Genomic DNA, 16866 nt, shown 5'->3' on the forward strand with positions numbered 1-16866 from the left:
AAAATGAATTCGGAATTCTGCAGCATCCCTTCAACCCAAGCTCTGATAGCGTTTGACGCGGTCGCCCGGCATCGCAGTTTTCGACGCGCGGCTGAAGAACTCTGCATTACCGACAGTGCGATCAGTCATCGAATAAGGGAGCTGGAGCGAAATCTTGGAACATTGTTGTTCGAGCGTACGACGCGCAGTGCGCGTCTGACAATGGAAGGGGATGTGCTTCTCAAGAGCATCGTTCCGGCTCTGGTGGCGCTGCAGAGCGCCACCAGTAGCTTCAAGGATCGACATACGCATGTGCGCCTGTCGATCCTTCCTTCTTTTGCCCGTTTCTGGCTGCTCCCTCGGCTCGCCGACTTGCAGCGTACTCTGTCCGACATCACGCTGGACATCGATACGACCTTGCGGCAAGTGCAGCTCGACCAGAATGAAGCCGATCTCGCCATCCGGTTCTGCCGCGATCCGGGCAGTGAGGGGCTGGCCGTCACCAAGATCATGGATGATGCGTGGATTCCCGTGGCAACGCCGACATATGCGGCCTCCCTCGGGGAGGGCGGCCTGCAGCAACGTCTCCGGCGCGCGACGCTCGTCGAGCACCAGCGCCAACCCTGGGCGCCGTGGTTCGAGCTGGCGAAGCTTGAGCCGCCGGGGACCGGCAAGCTGCTTCTGCTCTCCGATACGGCGATGATGGTGGATGCTGCTCTGCAGGGTGTCGGCGTCGCTCTCGTGCGACGTTCGCTCGTCGATCGATTGATTCGCCGCGGCGAACTGGAAGTATTGTTCGACATTGGACTCGAATCCGATTCTTCTTATTTCCTCATCTGTAGAAAGAACTCGCTGAGTAGGAGGCCCATTGCGGATGTATACGGATGGCTTATTGATTCAATTCAGAATGACGAGGCAAATCCCTAGTAGAACGACACCGATTGCCATGGTCTTTTGAGGTATGTTATTTTCACGAAGCAGAATGGCACTGAGCCCGAATACCATGATGAGATTTGTTCGTCTCAGGATGGAGATGACGGATATAAGCGCTCCCTCTGAGTTGACGGACCAGAGATAAACGAATTCGGCTGTAACATAAGCAATTGCCAAGGCAGTGATTGACCAATTTTCGGACATCAGGCCCTTGAGTGTGATACGTTTTATTATAAAAGGCAGAATTATAGCTGCGAGCGCTGCACGTTGAAGTGCAGAATATGCCTGAACCGATGCAAGATCTAGATCGAGATTCACCAATATATGCTTATCATACAACGCATTTGCCGAGGACATGAGCGTTGCGGCGAGCATGCAGAATACCCAAAGATTGCTCTGGACATGAATACCCTCTTTTTTTCCGATGAGCGAAAAATAGTAATACGCCGCGACAGCCAGCAATATGCCGGTCCATTGCATCGGGGAGAGCAGTTCACCGAGGAAAACATAGGCGCCGATTGCTGTCCAAACCGGCCCCGATGCGCGGATTCCGGCTGAAATCGACAAGGGAAGAGCCTTGACGGAATAGTATGACAGCACCCAGGTGACGACCATCATCAGCGACTTCGGAAGAACGGCGAGATGCTCACTCAGGGACAAGCCCTCCGGCGCAAGGCCGACGGGGCGCAGGGCGTGAACGGCGTTGTCCGGGGCCAGTATGAAGGGAAGCCAGACAAGCGCACCGATCAGCGACGACAAGAAGACGACTTCCAGGACACCGTTCTTGCGAAGGGCGATCTTCGTCAGGAAATCGTAGATTCCGAGAATGATTCCGGCGCCGAGGCCGAGTATGATCCAGGTCATATCGTTGCTACACGGCCAGAAAGCCGCCATCCACATTCAGAATTGCAATATCAAAGTTTGCAGCTTTTAAAAACGTTTTTGATTTCAGATTCGATTCGTTTTTCGATATGATATTTACGGTTTTGCATTGTTTCTCCTTTTTGTATTTACTTCAATGTCAACGAAAATTGCCCGAAAAACCCGATCGCGGCAAACGAGAAATTTTTGATGATTGTGCAGTCTGATTCATCAATCGCGTCCCGCGACGCAGGAGGAGGCGGCAATTCCTCCACAGCGATCCACAGGCGCGCAGGCGCATTTCAAGGTGCGATCGCACGCCACGCGGACTAAACCCGCAGGCGCCCCCGATTTGATGTAAGATCGACCCATGCGCTATCCGCCCGCGATTCTCGACGAGATCCGTGCCCGGCTTCCCGTTTCGGAAGTCGTGCGCAAGCGCGTGCAGATGAAGAAGGCGGGGCGCGAATGGAAGGGGCTCTCGCCCTTCAACCAGGAGAAGTCGCCCTCGTTCTACGTCAACGACCAGAAGGGCTTCTATCACTGTTTCTCGTCTGGCAAGCACGGCGACATCTTCGATTTCCTGATGGAGACCGAGGGGCTGAGCTTCCCCGAGACGGTCGAGCGGCTCGCCGGTGAGGCGGGTGTGAGCCTGCCCAGGCCCACGATGGAGAATCTCGAGGCGGAAAAGCGCCGCGCGGGCCTGCACGAGGTGATGGAACTCGCCGCCGCCTTCTTCGAGAAGGAATATGCCGGGCGGCGCGGCACCAATGCGCGCGAATACGTCGCCCGGCGCGGCATGCCGCAGACGCTGCAGAAGCGCTTTCGCATCGGCTACGCCCCGGCAGAGCGCTATGCCTTGCGCGATCATCTCGCCGACAAGGGTGTGCCGGGCGAGACAATGATCGAGGCGGGTCTGCTGGTCTCCGGCGAGGATATCGCCGTGCCCTTCGACCGTTTTCGCGACCGGCTGATCTTCCCGATCTGCGATTCGCGCGGACGGGTCGTCGCCTTCGGCGGGCGCGCGCTCTCGGCGGATGTTCCGGCGAAATATCTCAATTCTCCCGATACCCCGCTCTTTCACAAGGGGACGATGCTCTACAACGCCCATCAGGCGCGCAAGGCGGCGCATGACAAGGGCGTCGTCGTCGCGGTCGAGGGTTACATGGACGTCATCGCCATGGCGGGGATGGGCTTCGACAACGCGGTCGCGCCACTCGGCACCGCGCTGACGGAAGAGCAACTCGCCGTCCTGTGGCGTATGGCGGATGAGCCGATTCTCTGTTTCGATGGCGACAAGGCCGGGCGCCGTGCGGCCTTCCGCGCGCTCGACGTGGCGCTCGCGCGTCTGCCGGTGGGCAAGTCGCTGCGTATGGCGATGCTGCCGGCGGGACAGGATCCCGATGATCTCGCCCGCGAGGGCGGCGCTGCTGCGATGGAGCGGGTGCTCGAAGCCGCGCTGCCCCTGATCGACGTGCTCTGGGCGCGCGAGACCGAGGCCGGGCCGCTGGAAACGCCGGAGCAGCGGGCCGCCTTCGAGCGGCGCCTGCATCAGGCTCTGCGGGTGATCAGCGACGAGACCCTGCAGAGGCATTACCGGGATGCGATCAACGAGCGTCTCGCGCAGCAGTTTCGCGGGGCGGGCCGGCGCAGTGGCGGTTACGAGCGCGGGGGCGGACGTCAGGGTGGCGGGGCCGGCGGTGGCTATGCACGCGGGCCGCGCGCCGGCTGGCAGCAGGAGGCACCGGGGATGCGCCTGCCGCAGGGCTACCGTCCGAGCCCGGCGCTGCTGCGTTCCGGACTGTTCGCCCGTCCCGATCCCGATATCCCGGCGGCGGCGGCTCCGCGTGAGGCGACCATCGTGGCTGCCTTCGTGGCGCATCCGCATCTTCTGGAAGAACACGCCGAGACGCTGGCGGCGCTCGAACTGGCCAGCCCCGAGGCGCGGCGGCTGCGCGGATTTCTGCTTGATTACATCGCCGAGGACAATACCGCCGAGGCGGAATACGTCGCGCTCTCGCTGCGGCGCGCCGGTCTCGCCGACACGTATCAAGCCCTGCATGCCCGGATGGTGCCCAGCCTGCGCTGGATTCTCGACCCGCATGCCGACGGATTGCGTGTCGAGGATGCATTGAGGCAGGCCATCATCTTGCATCGGCGCGCACACACGCTACATACGGAATTGAAGGCGGCTGCCCGCGCACTGGCCGAGGATGACAGTGAAGCCAATCTGGCCTGGATGCGTGACGTTCAGGTTCAGTTGTCGTCGCTCGAGGGCGCGGAAGCCGACCGGGAAGATTGAAACGCAACGGCTGTTGCGAGGTGGAGGCGATCGTCGACGCGAAACGGATTCCGAAAGGGGCGATAGAGGTCGGGACGGCGGCGGATAAAGGCATCCGGCGCCGGTTTTTCCGTTGGTCCGTCTTCCCGTCGTGGGATCGCTTCGCTAAGCGGGTGCGATGCTTAACGCTTCGACAAGCCGATTGGTGTTTCATGTTCGGTGATTCGCGGCGTGCCCGAGCGAGGGGCGTTCCGGGTTCGTTGAGCATCACCGCCGAAACGCCCGGCCCGGGGCACGGGGCTGGTGCGTGGGGGCGTGTTGCCGGAACGTCGATTCCGGCCGAGATCTGTGGGAATTCTTGAATGGCGACCAAGGCAACTGAGACCACCGAAGCGGCGCCCGAGCAACAATCGGATGGTCCGCTGCTCGATCTGACCGATGCCGCGGTCAAGAAGATGATCAAGACCGCGCGCAAACGCGGTTACGTCACCTATGACGAGCTCAATGACGTCCTGCCCTCGGAGGAGTTCTCGTCCGAGCAGATCGAGGATGTGCTCGGCCAACTCAGCGAGCTCGGCATCAATGTCGTCGAGGCAGAGGAAGTCGAGGAGGCGCAGGCGGAAGGCGAATCCGGCGAGGAGGAAGCCGAAGGCACCGATCTCGTCGCTGCATCGACCACCCGTGCCGTGGCGGCCAAGCCTGAAACCACGAAGGAGCCGACGGACCGGACCGACGATCCCGTGCGCATGTATCTGCGTGAGATGGGCTCGGTCGAACTGCTTTCGCGCGAGGGCGAAATCGCCATCGCCAAGCGCATCGAGGCCGGTCGCGAGGCGATGATCGCGGGGCTCTGCGAGAGCCCGCTGACCTTCCAGGCCATCATCATCTGGCGCGATGAACTGGTCGAAGGCCGCGTGCTTCTGCGCGACATCATCGATCTCGAAGCCACCTATGCCGATCCGGAGGGCAAGGGCGCCCCCGGCAAGGACGATGAGGATGCGGGCGCGGGCGCGGCGGTCAGTGGCGTCGTCAACGGTGCTGCCGGTGCCGCTGCCGGCGAGGAAGCGGCGGCAAAACCGGCGGGCGACCAGACTCAACCCGGCTCGACCCCGGAGGCCGAGACCGACGGCGATGCCGACACTGATGACGACGATATGGACAACAACGTCTCTCTCTCCGCCATGGAGTCGGAGCTGAAGCCGCGCGTGCTCGAAACCTTCGACCGGATCGCGGACAACTACAAGAAGCTCCGCCGCCTGCAGGTCGAGCATGTCGAGCAGCGCATGCAGAATTCGCAGCTCACGCCCTCCCAGGAGCGCAAGTATAAAAAGCTCAAGGAAGAGATCGTCACTGACGTGAAGTCGCTCTCGCTCAACCAGAATCGCATCGATGCGCTGGTCGAGCAGCTCTATGACATCAACAAGCGCCTGCTCTCGCATGAGGGCCGGCTGATGCGCTATGCCGAGAGCTTCGGTGTCGGGCGCGAGGATTTCCTGCGCAATTATCAGGGCTACGAGCTTGACCCGAAATGGCTGTTGCGAGTCTCCAAGCTGGGCGGCAAGGGCTGGAAGAACTTCGTCGCTGACGGCAAGGACCAGATCCACGATCTGCGCGACCAGATCCACACGCTCGCCTCCGAAACCGGGCTCGAGATCTCGGAATTCCGCAAGATCGTGCACATGGTGCAAAAGGGCGAGCGCGAAGCGCGCCAGGCCAAGAAGGAGATGATCGAGGCCAATCTGCGTCTCGTGATCTCGATCGCCAAGAAATATACGAATCGCGGCCTGCAATTCCTCGATCTGATTCAGGAAGGCAATATCGGCCTGATGAAGGCGGTCGACAAATTCGAGTATCGTCGCGGCTACAAGTTCTCGACCTACGCCACCTGGTGGATCCGGCAGGCGATCACCCGCTCCATCGCCGACCAGGCCCGCACCATCCGCATCCCGGTCCACATGATCGAGACGATCAACAAGATCGTGCGCACCTCGCGCCAGATGCTGCACGAGATCGGGCGCGAGCCGACGCCGGAGGAACTGGCCGAGAAGCTCGCCATGCCGCTGGAGAAAGTGCGCAAGGTACTCAAGATCGCCAAGGAGCCGATCTCTCTCGAGACGCCGATCGGCGACGAGGAAGATTCGCATCTGGGCGATTTCATCGAGGACAAGAACGCCGTCCTGCCGATCGATTCCGCCATCCAGTCGAATCTGCGCGAGACCACGACCCGGGTGCTCGCTTCGCTTACACCGCGCGAGGAGCGTGTGCTGCGCATGCGCTTCGGCATCGGCATGAACACCGACCACACGCTGGAGGAGGTCGGCCAGCAGTTTTCGGTGACCCGCGAGCGTATCCGCCAGATCGAGGCGAAGGCCCTGCGCAAGCTCAAGCATCCGTCGCGCTCGCGCAAGCTGCGCAGCTTCCTCGACAACTGATCCGGGGGAGGACGCGGCGATGGCGGCTGCATCCGGGGGCGAAGCGAATGAACCGCGCGGCGAACTCACGGTGCGCACCATCGCCATGCCGGCCGATACCAACGCCAATGGCGATATCTTCGGCGGCTGGGTGCTCTCGCAGATGGACCAGGCCGGTGGCATTGCCGGTGTCGAGCGCGCACGCGGGCGCGTCGTCACCATCGCCGTCGAGGCGATGACCTTCATCCGCCCGGTGCGGGTCGGGGATGTCTTGTGCGTCTATACCGAGATCGAATCGGTGGGTCGGACCTCGATGAAGATCCATATCGAGGCCTGGGCAAGGCGCTTCCAGAGCGATACCCGCGAGAAGGTGACGGATGCCAGCTTCACCTTCGTCGCCATTGATGATGCGGGGCGCCCGCGCCCGATCCCTGCGGCGGACTGAGGCGCCGCTTCAGCCACGATCGCCTGAAGGGTCTTCATATGTATATGGCAGAAGTCGCGCGAAGGTATCGCGCATGAGTGCGTAGCATTCGCATGAGGTCTGCTGCAAACCGTTCACATCGGTGCATTCGATCACGCCGCGGCGATATCGGATGAAGCCCCGCGCCTGCAGGCTGCGGGCTGCGGCCGTCACCGTGGTGCGCTGGACACCCAGCATTTCGGCCAACGCCTCCTGGGTCAGCGGGACGGTATTGCTGGCGGTTCGGTCGCGGCAGATCAGCAGCCAGCGGCAGAGGCGTTGCTCGACCGAATGCAGCGTGTTGCAGGCAAGCGTCTGCAAGACCTGTGAGATCAGGGCCTCACCATAACGCGTCTTGATGTCGTTGAGGCTGGGTGTCTTGGGCAGGATCTCGTTCAGGAGCGCTGCGCGCATGCGCAGCGCGCGCCCGGCGATCTGCACGACCACACGGCTGAGCGAGACGCCGGAGCCAAGCCCGGTGACGAGGCCGACGGCGCCTTCGCGCCCGATCGTGCAGGTCTCGACGAACTGATTCGGCTGGACCATCGTCAGTAGTGAAATGACGCCGCTTTGCGGGAAATACACGTAATCGATCGCCTGCCCGACATCGAGCAGAATCTCGCCGGGAAGCAAGGTCACGGGTTCGAGGAAGGGCTGTAATGTGGCGCGATCTTGCGGATCGGCTGCAATCAGTAATCTGTTCTGGTCGTTTCCAAGTTCGAATATACGCGTGCGTCCGGGACCGGACGTTTCGCTGGTTGCCGAGATGCTCCGAGATGCCTTTGTACTTTCCCGTCTGTTCGACATGCCACCCGCCCCTCCCGGGCACCCTTCACTTCATGAGATTGTATTTTGTGTCCGCTTACGCACAGACTTGTCCATACAATTCTCACTAGTGATTGAGAATGTCAATGATTGTTCAGACCAATGAACCAATTCTGCGCGGTAATTGGCTGACCATTTCGGATATTGGAACAATCTTCCGGATCACGCCGGAGATTGCATATTTGATATGCAATTTTTCGTCGATTTCGCTGAAAATCCCATTGAAGGCCGGGAACCGCTTTACAGAAGAGGCGTGATCAGGATCGGAAACAGACTTCTCGCGTCTGGACCAATCGCTATTTCAGGTAGATGCAGTGAATGTCGAAAAGGATTCTTAAGATTGCAAAATTCTTGAATAAAGTCATTATAAGTTGTATAATTACATCGGTGCTTTTCGTCGTCGTGCATAATCCCTAATGTTTGTTTCGCCTTTCCGCAAAGCCGGATCAGCTGCGATAGAGCAGCGAGCGACCCTGATGGAACAGGTGAAGCCGGTCCGGATCCGCCTTGAGGCTGACGGCCTTGCCGCGCATGTCTGAATGGATGCCCGGCAGTTTGGCCAGGACCTGCGCACCTGCGGCATCACGCGCGAAATAGAGCACGGTGAGTTCGCCGAGCGCTTCGGTAATCTCGACCTTGCCGCGATAGAGATAATCCGCGTCATCGCTCGCGACGAGATCCTCCGGGCGTACGCCGAGATTGACCGGAAGGCCCCCGTCCGCCTCCGTGGTGGGAATGGCCACGCGCGCCGTTCCACCGCCCTCCAGCGCGACGCGGGTCTGCGCGCCGGTTTCGGTGACGCGTCCCGGCAGCAGATTCATGGCGGGCGAGCCGATGAATTGCGCCACGAATTCGTTTTCCGGCTTCGTATACAGCTCCATGGGCGAGCCGACCTGGGCGATGCCGCCATTGGCCAGAACGACGATGCGGCTCGCGAGCGTCATCGCCTCGACCTGATCATGGGTGACGTAGATCATGGTGGAATCGGGCATCGATTCCTTCAGTTGCGCGATCTCGATCCGCGTCGCCACGCGCAGGGCCGCATCGAGATTGGAGAGCGGTTCGTCGAAGAGATAGACGCGCGGATCGCGCACGATGGCGCGCCCGATGGCGACGCGCTGGCGCTGCCCGCCGGAGAGCTCCTTCGGCAGCCGGTCGAGCAGGGGTTCGAGCTGCAGGATGCGGGCGGCACGGGCCACCGCCGCTTCGATCTCGGCGCCGGTCTTCTTCGCGATCCTGAGTGCGAAAGCCATGTTGTCGCGCACGGTCATGTGCGGATAGAGCGCATAGGACTGGAACACCATGGCGATGCCGCGCTGGGAGGGATGCACGTCGTTCATCACCATGCCGTCGATCTCGAGCGTGCCGCCGGTGATCTGTTCGAGCCCGGCGATCATGCGCAGGAGCGTGGACTTGCCGCAGCCCGAGGGCCCGACGAAGACGACGAGCTCGCCCGGGTGGATCCCGAGATTGATGTCGGCGAGAACCTTGACGTCGCCATAGGCTTTCTCGACCCCGGTCAGTTTCAGCTCGGCCATCGACCCACGCTCCCCGTTCCTGTTCCGGCACAAGCCGTTCCTATTTCACCGAACCCGCCAGCAGCCCTCGCACGAGGTATCGCTGCAGCGTGAAGAAGACGAGCAGCGGCACGCCGATGGAAACGAAGGCGGCCGTTGCCAGAATGCCCCAATCGCCGCCGCGCGAGCCGAGCAGATCATCGGCGATCTTCACGGTCATGACCTGGAAATCGGGTCCCGACGGCAGGAACACCTTGGCGACAAGCAGGTCGTTCCAGGTCCACAGGAACTGGAAGATCGCGAAGGAGGCGAGCGCCGGGAAGGATAGCGGCAGGACGATCCTGGTGAAGACCTGGAAATCCGTCGCGCCGTCGACCCGCGCGCTCTCGATAATGTCGCGCGGCAGGCCGGCCATGTAATTGCGCAGCAGATAGATCGCCAGCGGCATGCCGAATCCGGTATGCGCCAGCCATATCCCCATGAAACTCTGCCCGATCCCGATACTGGTATGGAGCCGCAACAGCGGCACGAGGGCGAGTTGCAGCGGCACCACCAGCAATCCGACGATCCCCGCGATCAGCAGCGCGCGGCCGGGAAACCGCATCCAGGCGAGCGCATAGGCGGCAAAGGCGGCGATCAGGATCGGGATGATCGTGGCGGGAATGGTGACGGTGAGCGTGTTGATGAAGGCCCGGTCCATCCCGCCGGCGGTCAGCACGGTCCAGTAATTCCGCAAGGTGAATTGCGGCGGTGTGCGCGCCTTGAAATAGATGGTCGGCCCGCGCCGCTCGAAGGCTTCCGGCGCATCCACGCGGAATCTGCCGTCGCGCGCCACGGTGAGCGTACCGCCTCGGCGCAACGCGGCTTCCGCACCCGCCGGAAATTCCGAAGGCGCGGCGCCGCGTATGCCGAAATTCACCACTTCGCCTGCCCCGTCAGGGAAGCGCGCGGCATTGGCGGGATCGTCGAAGAGGTTCCCCTCGATGATGAAGCGTCCGTCTTCTTCGCGCTGGTCCCGCGGATCGACCCTGCTGCGGAAGGTCAGCTCGACCGGCAGCGGCGCCACCCACCACCCCGATTGCGAAATCTGGTCGCGGTCACGGAAGGAGGAGATGAACAGCCCGATGGTGGGGATCAGCCACAGCATCACGAGCAGCATGACGGCGATGTTGACCGCCCAGGTCAGGCGCGATTTCTTGCCGGCAATCGAATCCATGTTCCCGCCTCCTCACCGCACTTCGCGCCGGGCCTGAACGATGTTCCAGATCATCACCGGCAGGACGAGGATCATGATCACGAAGGCCACCGCCGTGGCGCGCCCGTCATCGCGGAACATGTAGCTCATCATGTAGCTGGGCAGGATTTCCGTGCCGAAATTGCCGCCCGTCATGGTGTAGACGATGTCGAAGACCTTGAGCACGAGGATGGTGATCGTCGTCCAGACCACGACGATGGTGCCCATGATCTGCGGCACCTTGATCCTGAAGAAGACCTGCCACGGGCTTGCCCCGTCGATGATTGCAGCCTCGATCGTCTCCTCCGGAATGCCCCGCAAGGCGGCAGACAGGATCACCATGGCGAAACCCGTCTTGATCCAGATCAGGATCACCATCAGAAAGAAATTGTTCCAGAACGGTATCTGGATCACATCGACGCCGCGTTCGGCGCCGAAGGCGAAGCGGAACGCGTTGATCAGGCCGATATCAGGATTGACGGCATAGACGAATTTCCAGATCAGCGAGGCGCCGACGAATGAGATCGCCATCGGCATGAAGATCATCGATTTGGCGATGTTGCCCCAGGTCAGGCGATCGGTGAGCTGGGCCGCGATCAGGCCGATGAAGGTGGCCAGGGCCGGCACGACGATGATCCAGAGCAGGTTGTTGAACACGCTGACGCGGAAATCGGCGGCATTGAACAGGGCGACGTAATTGCCCAGGCCGATGAAGGTCTCGCCCGAGCGGTCGAACAGCGAGCGATGGAACGAGCCGATCACCGGATAGACGAGATAGAGCCCGAGCACGAACAGGGCCGGGAACAGGAAGATCCAGGGCCGGATCCGGTTCGCGCGGTTGATGTTGCGTCCGGCATGCGGCCCGCGCGCAGGCAGCAGAACCTTGTCGAGAAGCAGGTTCGCCGCGTAGAAATAGCCCACACAGGCACTGACGCCGATGACGATCGTCAACAGGCCCTGCAGCATCGGTGTCATGACGCTCCCCCCTGAAAGCGACCTGCTTCGTTTTTCTCATGCAGGCCGGATCGGCGGCGCGCGGTGAACGGTCCGCGCGCCGCAAGGTGCAGATCAGCGCATCGCGTCCCAGCGCTCCTCGATCGTGCTGGCCACGTCCCCGGCATCGTCGCCGGTGGTATAGTCGACCATGCCGGTCCAGAAGGCGCCGGCCCCGATCTCGCCGGGCATCAGGTCGGATGCGTCGAAGCGGAAGGTGGTCGCCTCGCGCAGGATCTCGCCCATCGCGCGCAGGGCATCGTCGCCGTAAGCCTCCGGATTGGCCTCGTGATAGGGGGTGAGGAAGCCCGATTGCGCCATCCAGATCTCATGCGCGATCGGCGTCTGCAGGAAGGCCATCAGCCCGCGCGCCGCTTCGGAATCGTCGGCGATCGCGAAGAGCGTGCCGGCGCCCAGGACGGGGTTGCCGGGATCGCGATCCTCGAAGGCGGGGAAGTAGAAGAAATCCACGTCGAAACCGTATTCCGTACCTTCGGGGAAGAAGGTCGGGATGAAGCTCGCCTGCTTGTGCATGTAGCATTCCGGCGGGAAGGTGAAGAGGCCGGCAGGGCTGTCACGGAAATCCGTCGTGGGTACGGCCTCGACACCGCCGGCGACGAAGGCGTCATTGCGGGCGAACCAGCCATATTCCTCAATCGCTTCAACGACGCGCGGATCGTCGAAGGGCACGGAATTGTCGACCCAGCCGTCATACACCTCCGGTGCATGCAGGCGCAGCATCAGATCCTCGACCCAGTCCGTCGCCGGCCAGCCCGTCGCGGCGCCGGCGCCGAGCCCGATGCACCAGGGCGTGCCGCCATCGGCGACAATCTGCTCGGTCAGGGCCTTGAGCTCCTCCATGGTCTCAGGAATGTCGTAGCCCGCCTCGAAGAACTGGTCCGGGCTGTACCAGACGAGAGACTTGACATCGACCTTGTAGAAGAAGCCGTAGAGCGCATCATCGCCGTCCGGACCGGTAAAGCTGCCCAGATCGACCCAGGATTCCCCGGCTGAATAATTCTCGCGCACCCAGTCTGCCGTGTCGTCACCCAGCGGCTCGAGAAAACCCTGCGCGGCCATGTCGGCGGCCAGCCCCGGTTGCGGGAAGACGGCTATGTTGGGCGCCGAACCGGCCTGGGTCGAGATCACGATATCCTGCTCGAAACTGTCGGAGCCCGAATAGACGACCTCCGCCCCCGTCGCCGCAGCGAAATAGGCCAGAACGCTCTCCACGAGGCGCGCATCGCGGCCCGTCCAGGGGCCGGCCACGGTCAGGCGTTCGCCGGAAAAATCATGTGCTTCGGCGAATGCGTCGAAGCTCGCCCAGTTCAGCCGTTCGTCCTCACCTGGCGCGAAGACCAGCTCCTGTGCAACGGTCGCGTCGGAGAAAGCAGAACCGCCGACGATGATTGCTGCGAGCGCCACGCCGGCGCAAAGCTTGCGTTTCATTCAAATGCCTCCCTGGTTCTGAGCCGGTTACTCAGGAATATCGGGCAATCCCCGCCACTCCCGATCAGGAAACGACTGCTTTTAGGTTGTTCTTACGCTCCCTCATCGCGATGCGCGTGTCAATGCGGCAATGCGTATTTACAGATATTCGCATATCATGGGTCCTGTATTGAAGCGGTCGGCATGCTTCGGTGATCGGACAGGTATGAGCGTTTTCAGCAAGACCCACGCATAGATCGTGTTTCTCCGAAAACATGCCGGTGAAACCGTCATGTGCGCTGCAAAATATTCTCGCATTCTTTGATTCATAAGCTTTACGGTGCGATTGGAATGTGTTTTTCCACCGGTTGGCAGGAGCGATTATTGTGCATTGCATGAAAATGAAAAACATCTTCTGATCGCCCCAAGGCGCTTGCGGCCGGGCGTCGGCCATGCACAATCTCATGGCGGCATGGCGTGATCATTACCGTGTCGCGCCCGCTTTCCGTGATCGCCTTTCCGGTCGGTCGCTTCCGCATCGCTCGCAATTCGGACAAGCATGATTCTGGTTTGTGGTGAAGCGCTCGTTGATCTTCTCGTCGATCCGCAGGGCGCGGATCTCGCGGCACGACCGGTGCCGGGCGGATCGGCCTTCAATTGCGCTGTCGGGCTCGCGCGGCTCGGCGCCGAGAACGGTTTCACGGTGGGCTATCTCGGCGGTCTCTCCGCAGACGTGTTCGGCCGGTGGCTGCGCGCGCGGCTGCACACGGAAGGCGCCGTGCCGGCATCGGCGACCGAGAGCGCCCATCCCACCCGCATCGTCGCCGTCTCCCGCGATGCGACCGGTGAGCCGGCTTACGGGTTCTACGGCGAGCGGGTCGCCGATCTCGATCTGCCCGCCGACGCGCTCATGCTCCGCGATGACTCGCCGGTGCGGGCGCTGGTCCTCGGCTCCTTCCCGATTGCGCTGGAGCCCTCCGGCGACGCCTTGCGCAGCCTCGTTGCGCGCGAAGCGGGCCGGCGGCTGATCAGCCTCGACCCCAATCTGCGCCCGGCGCTCACGCCCCCCGACGCGGTCTGGCGCGGTGCCTTCGAGGCCTGTCTGGCGAAGGCCGACATCGTCAAGGCGAGCGCGGCGGATCTCGCGACGGGTTACGGTGAGGCGCATGGCTTTACGGCGCGGGCGCTCGCCGATCACGCCGCCGGCCCCGCCCTCGTCATCGTCACGGATGGCGGCAACGGCGCGCGGCTGCATCATCGCGATTTCATGCTGACCGTGCGCCCGCCGCAGGTGAGGGTCGTCGATGCGGTGGGCGCAGGAGACAGTTTCCATGCCGCATTTCTGGCGGCTTTGGCCCGCTACGGTCCCTTCGATCGTGCGGGTCTTGGCGCCTGCGCCCCGGATGCGATGCGCTTCCCGCTCGCCTATGCTGCGAGCGCGGCGGCGCTGAACTGCACCCGTGCCGGCGCCGATCCGCCCGATCACGCATCGATCATGCAACACATCGGCGATGCGGTCGTTTCGTGAGAGCTTATGATTGCGCAAGAGGCAGCCTGATGGCGAAACAGCTGAGTCCGAGTGATCCGAACTGGTGGCGCCATGCCGTGGTCTACCATATCTATCCGCGCTCTTTCCTCGACAGCAACGGCGACGGGATCGGTGATCTCGCCGGCATTACCGCGCGGCTCGATTACGTGGCCGATCTGGGTGCGGATGCGATCTGGATCTCGCCGTTCTTCGTCTCGCCGATGGAGGATTTCGGCTATGATGTCGCTGATTATTGCGATGTCGATCCGATCTTCGGCACACGCGCCGATTGCGACGCGCTGATCGCTGCAGCGCATGAGCAGGGCCTGCGCGTGATCATCGATCTGGTGCTCTCGCACAGCTCCAATCGCCATCCCTGGTTTCGCGAAAGCCGCGCCAGCCGCGACAACCCGAAGGCGGACTGGTATGTCTGGGCCGATCCGAAGCCGGACGGAACCCCGCCCAACAACTGGCTGTCGATCTTCGGCGGTCCGGCCTGGGAATGGGATTCGCGGCGCCGGCAATATTATCTGCACAATTTCCTCGCCTCCCAGCCGGATCTGAACTTCCACAATCCGCAGGTTCGCGAGGCCGCGCTCGACGTGGCGCGGTTCTGGCTCGATCGCGGGGTCGACGGGTTCCGGCTCGATGTGGTGAATTTCTATTTTCACGACGCGGAACTGCGCGACAACCCGCCCCTGCCGCAGGAGCGCGCCGTGGCGGGGCTGGCGCGCACCAATCCGTACGCCTATCAGGATCACGTCTATTCCAAGACTCGCCCGGAGAATCTCGCCTTTCTGGAGGATCTGCGCCGCCTCACCGACCGCTATCCCGGTGCGGCGATGTTCGGCGAGATCGGGCCCGACCGCGACGTCATGGCGACCACGGCGGCCTATACCGAGGCGGGCCGGCGGCTGCATATGGCGTATTCCTTCGAATTGCTCTCCGCCCCCTTCACGGCGCGGGCGATCCGGCGGGTGGTGGAGGAGGTCCGCGGTGCCATCGGCACGGGCTGGCCCTGCTGGGCGCTGGCCAATCACGACGTCGTGCGCGCGGTCACGCGGCTGCAGCTCGAGGCCGATCCCGATGCCGGGGCGGCTCTCGTCGCGGCTCTCGTCACCAGCCTCGGCGGCGGCTCCTGCCTGTATCAGGGGGAGGAACTGGGGCTCACCGAGGCGGATATCCCACCGGAGGCGATGCAGGATCCCTACGGCATCCGCTTCTGGCCCGACCAGCCGGGGCGCGACGGCTGCCGCACGCCGATGCCCTGGCAGGCAGGCGCGCCGCAGGCCGGGTTCAGCGCCGGCACGCCCTGGCTGCCGATCCCGCACGCGCATCACTTGCGCGCGGTTGACCAGCAGGCAGACGACCCCGATTCCGGCCATGCGCGGGTGCGCCGTTTCCTGCACTGGCGGCGCAACGAGCCGGCCATGCGCGAGGGCGGGCTGCGCTTTCTCGATGCGCCCGAAGCCATTCTCGCATTCCGGCGCGAGAAGGACGGCGAAGGCATTCTCTGCCTGTTCAACCTGAGCGCACAGGCGCAGGCGCTGACGCGGGAGATTCTCGCCAATCTGGCGCCCGACGGATTGGGCGCCCCCGTCGCGCTGCGCGGTTTCGAGGCGACGGCCTCGCCGGATGGCGGCATCAGCCTGCCTCCGTTCGGTGTGGCGCTGTTGCGGGCGGCGGCGTAGCGCGGTGCGGGGTTGCGAAATGGGCGCGGGGGTTGCGTTGAGTCTAGAACATATATAGAACATGCGTATGAGGCGGGTTTGAAATTCCGATGGGGACAGGGCCCGGGACGTCTTGTCGTTTGGCGCGGCAGGCGTCAGAACCAAGGTAACAGGCGTCAACGGATCGAAGGAGGCTCGGATGGCGGGCAGCGTGAACAAGGTCATAATCGTCGGCAATCTGGGCCGCGATCCGGAGGTGCGGCGCACCGGCAATGGCGATCCGGTCGTCAATCTGCGCATCGCGACCTCCGAGACCTGGCGCGACAAGCAGAGCGGTGAGCGGCGCGAGCGCACGGAATGGCATTCCGTGGTGATCTTCAACGAGCCGCTCGGGCGCATTGCCGAGCAATATCTCAAGAAGGGCACGAAGGTATATATCGAGGGCCAGCTCCAGACCCGCAAATGGCAGGACCAGAGCGGCGCGGATCGTTATTCCACCGAGATCGTGCTGCAGCGCTATCGCGGCGAACTCACCATTCTCGATTCCCGCGGCGGCGGCGGCGGTGGTGGCGAGCGTGATGACGGCGGTTATGGCGGTGGCGGGGACGAGTTCGGCCGCTCCTCGCCAATGGAGAACCGTCCCGCCCGCGCCGGTTCCGGCGGCAGTGGCTCCGGTGGCGGTGGCGGCGGTTCGCGCTACGATGATCTCGACGATGACATCCCGTTCTGACATCCGGGCGGGT

Annotated in this window: 15 protein-coding genes; 8 read left to right on the forward strand and 7 right to left on the reverse strand. The window is 62.7% G+C overall.

Annotated elements, in window-relative coordinates; translation table 11 throughout:
- Positions 1–3 precede the first annotated feature (3 nt).
- On the forward strand, positions 4–906 hold the full coding sequence (locus GA0071312_RS05825; protein ID WP_074443944.1) for a LysR substrate-binding domain-containing protein: 903 nt from the start codon (positions 4–6) through the stop codon (positions 904–906).
- Here the strand turns inward: GA0071312_RS05825 and GA0071312_RS05830 are convergent.
- Entirely contained in the window at positions 877–1806 is a 930-nt protein-coding gene (locus GA0071312_RS05830) for a DMT family transporter (RefSeq protein WP_165603962.1), read from the reverse strand. The genes GA0071312_RS05825 and GA0071312_RS05830 overlap by 30 nt on opposite strands.
- A gap of 337 nt (positions 1807–2143) precedes the next feature.
- Between GA0071312_RS05830 and dnaG the strand changes: the two genes are divergently transcribed.
- From dnaG to GA0071312_RS05845, 3 genes are all read left to right on the forward strand, one after another.
- Positions 2144–4075 (forward strand): DNA primase, encoded by a 1932-nt coding sequence (gene dnaG / locus GA0071312_RS05835; RefSeq protein WP_074443946.1) that lies wholly within the window; start codon positions 2144–2146, stop codon positions 4073–4075.
- Between the two features lie 341 nt (positions 4076–4416).
- Complete coding sequence (gene rpoD / locus GA0071312_RS05840; RefSeq protein WP_074443947.1) at positions 4417–6486, forward strand: RNA polymerase sigma factor RpoD; 2070 nt, start codon at positions 4417–4419, stop codon at positions 6484–6486.
- Positions 6487–6505: 19 nt separating this feature from the next.
- Positions 6506–6910, forward strand: coding sequence for an acyl-CoA thioesterase (locus GA0071312_RS05845; protein ID WP_074443948.1), 405 nt, complete (start codon positions 6506–6508; stop codon positions 6908–6910).
- A gap of 9 nt (positions 6911–6919) precedes the next feature.
- Here the strand turns inward: GA0071312_RS05845 and GA0071312_RS05850 are convergent, their stop codons facing one another.
- Positions 6920–7567 carry a Crp/Fnr family transcriptional regulator gene (locus GA0071312_RS05850; RefSeq protein ID WP_238947107.1) on the reverse strand — a complete coding sequence of 216 codons (648 nt, stop codon included), beginning with the start codon at positions 7565–7567 and terminating at the stop codon, positions 6920–6922.
- 272 nt (positions 7568–7839) lie between these two features.
- Between GA0071312_RS05850 and GA0071312_RS19890 the strand changes: the two genes are divergently transcribed.
- Entirely contained in the window at positions 7840–8010 is a 171-nt protein-coding gene (locus GA0071312_RS19890; RefSeq protein WP_165603963.1) for a hypothetical protein, read from the forward strand.
- 189 nt (positions 8011–8199) lie between these two features.
- Here the strand turns inward: GA0071312_RS19890 and GA0071312_RS05855 are convergent, their stop codons facing one another.
- The 5 genes from GA0071312_RS05855 to GA0071312_RS19590 all read right to left on the reverse strand — a co-directional run bounded on the left by GA0071312_RS05855 (position 8200) and on the right by GA0071312_RS19590 (position 13379).
- On the reverse strand, positions 8200–9291 hold the full coding sequence (locus GA0071312_RS05855) for an ABC transporter ATP-binding protein (RefSeq protein ID WP_074443949.1): 1092 nt from the start codon (positions 9289–9291) through the stop codon (positions 8200–8202).
- A gap of 40 nt (positions 9292–9331) precedes the next feature.
- Complete coding sequence (locus GA0071312_RS05860; RefSeq protein ID WP_074443950.1) at positions 9332–10486, reverse strand: carbohydrate ABC transporter permease; 1155 nt, start codon at positions 10484–10486, stop codon at positions 9332–9334.
- 12 nt (positions 10487–10498) lie between these two features.
- Positions 10499–11479, reverse strand: a complete 981-nt coding sequence (locus GA0071312_RS05865; RefSeq protein WP_074443951.1) for a carbohydrate ABC transporter permease — start codon at positions 11477–11479, stop codon at positions 10499–10501.
- A gap of 93 nt (positions 11480–11572) precedes the next feature.
- Positions 11573–12946, reverse strand: a complete 1374-nt coding sequence (locus GA0071312_RS05870) for an ABC transporter substrate-binding protein (protein WP_074443952.1) — start codon at positions 12944–12946, stop codon at positions 11573–11575.
- Between the two features lie 64 nt (positions 12947–13010).
- On the reverse strand, positions 13011–13379 hold the full coding sequence (locus GA0071312_RS19590; protein ID WP_131817718.1) for a hypothetical protein: 369 nt from the start codon (positions 13377–13379) through the stop codon (positions 13011–13013).
- Positions 13380–13484: 105 nt separating this feature from the next.
- On the opposite strand from GA0071312_RS19590, the gene GA0071312_RS05875 reads away from it, so the two are divergent.
- The 3 genes from GA0071312_RS05875 (at position 13485) to GA0071312_RS05885 (ending at position 16853) form a co-directional block, all read left to right on the forward strand.
- The gene (locus GA0071312_RS05875) at positions 13485–14453 is read left to right on the forward strand and encodes a PfkB family carbohydrate kinase (protein ID WP_074443953.1); all 969 of its coding nucleotides are present in this window, start codon (positions 13485–13487) and stop codon (positions 14451–14453) included.
- A gap of 29 nt (positions 14454–14482) precedes the next feature.
- Positions 14483–16144: an alpha-glucosidase family protein gene (locus tag GA0071312_RS05880; protein ID WP_074443954.1), complete on the forward strand. Its 1662-nt coding sequence runs from the start codon at positions 14483–14485 to the stop codon at positions 16142–16144.
- A 178-nt stretch (positions 16145–16322) separates the two neighbouring features.
- Positions 16323–16853: a single-stranded DNA-binding protein gene (locus GA0071312_RS05885; RefSeq protein ID WP_074443955.1), complete on the forward strand. Its 531-nt coding sequence runs from the start codon at positions 16323–16325 to the stop codon at positions 16851–16853.
- Positions 16854–16866 lie beyond the last annotated feature (13 nt).

It is taken from the genome of Saliniramus fredricksonii (genome assembly GCF_900094735.1).
GTDB classification, from domain to species: domain Bacteria; phylum Pseudomonadota; class Alphaproteobacteria; order Rhizobiales; family Beijerinckiaceae; genus Saliniramus; species Saliniramus fredricksonii.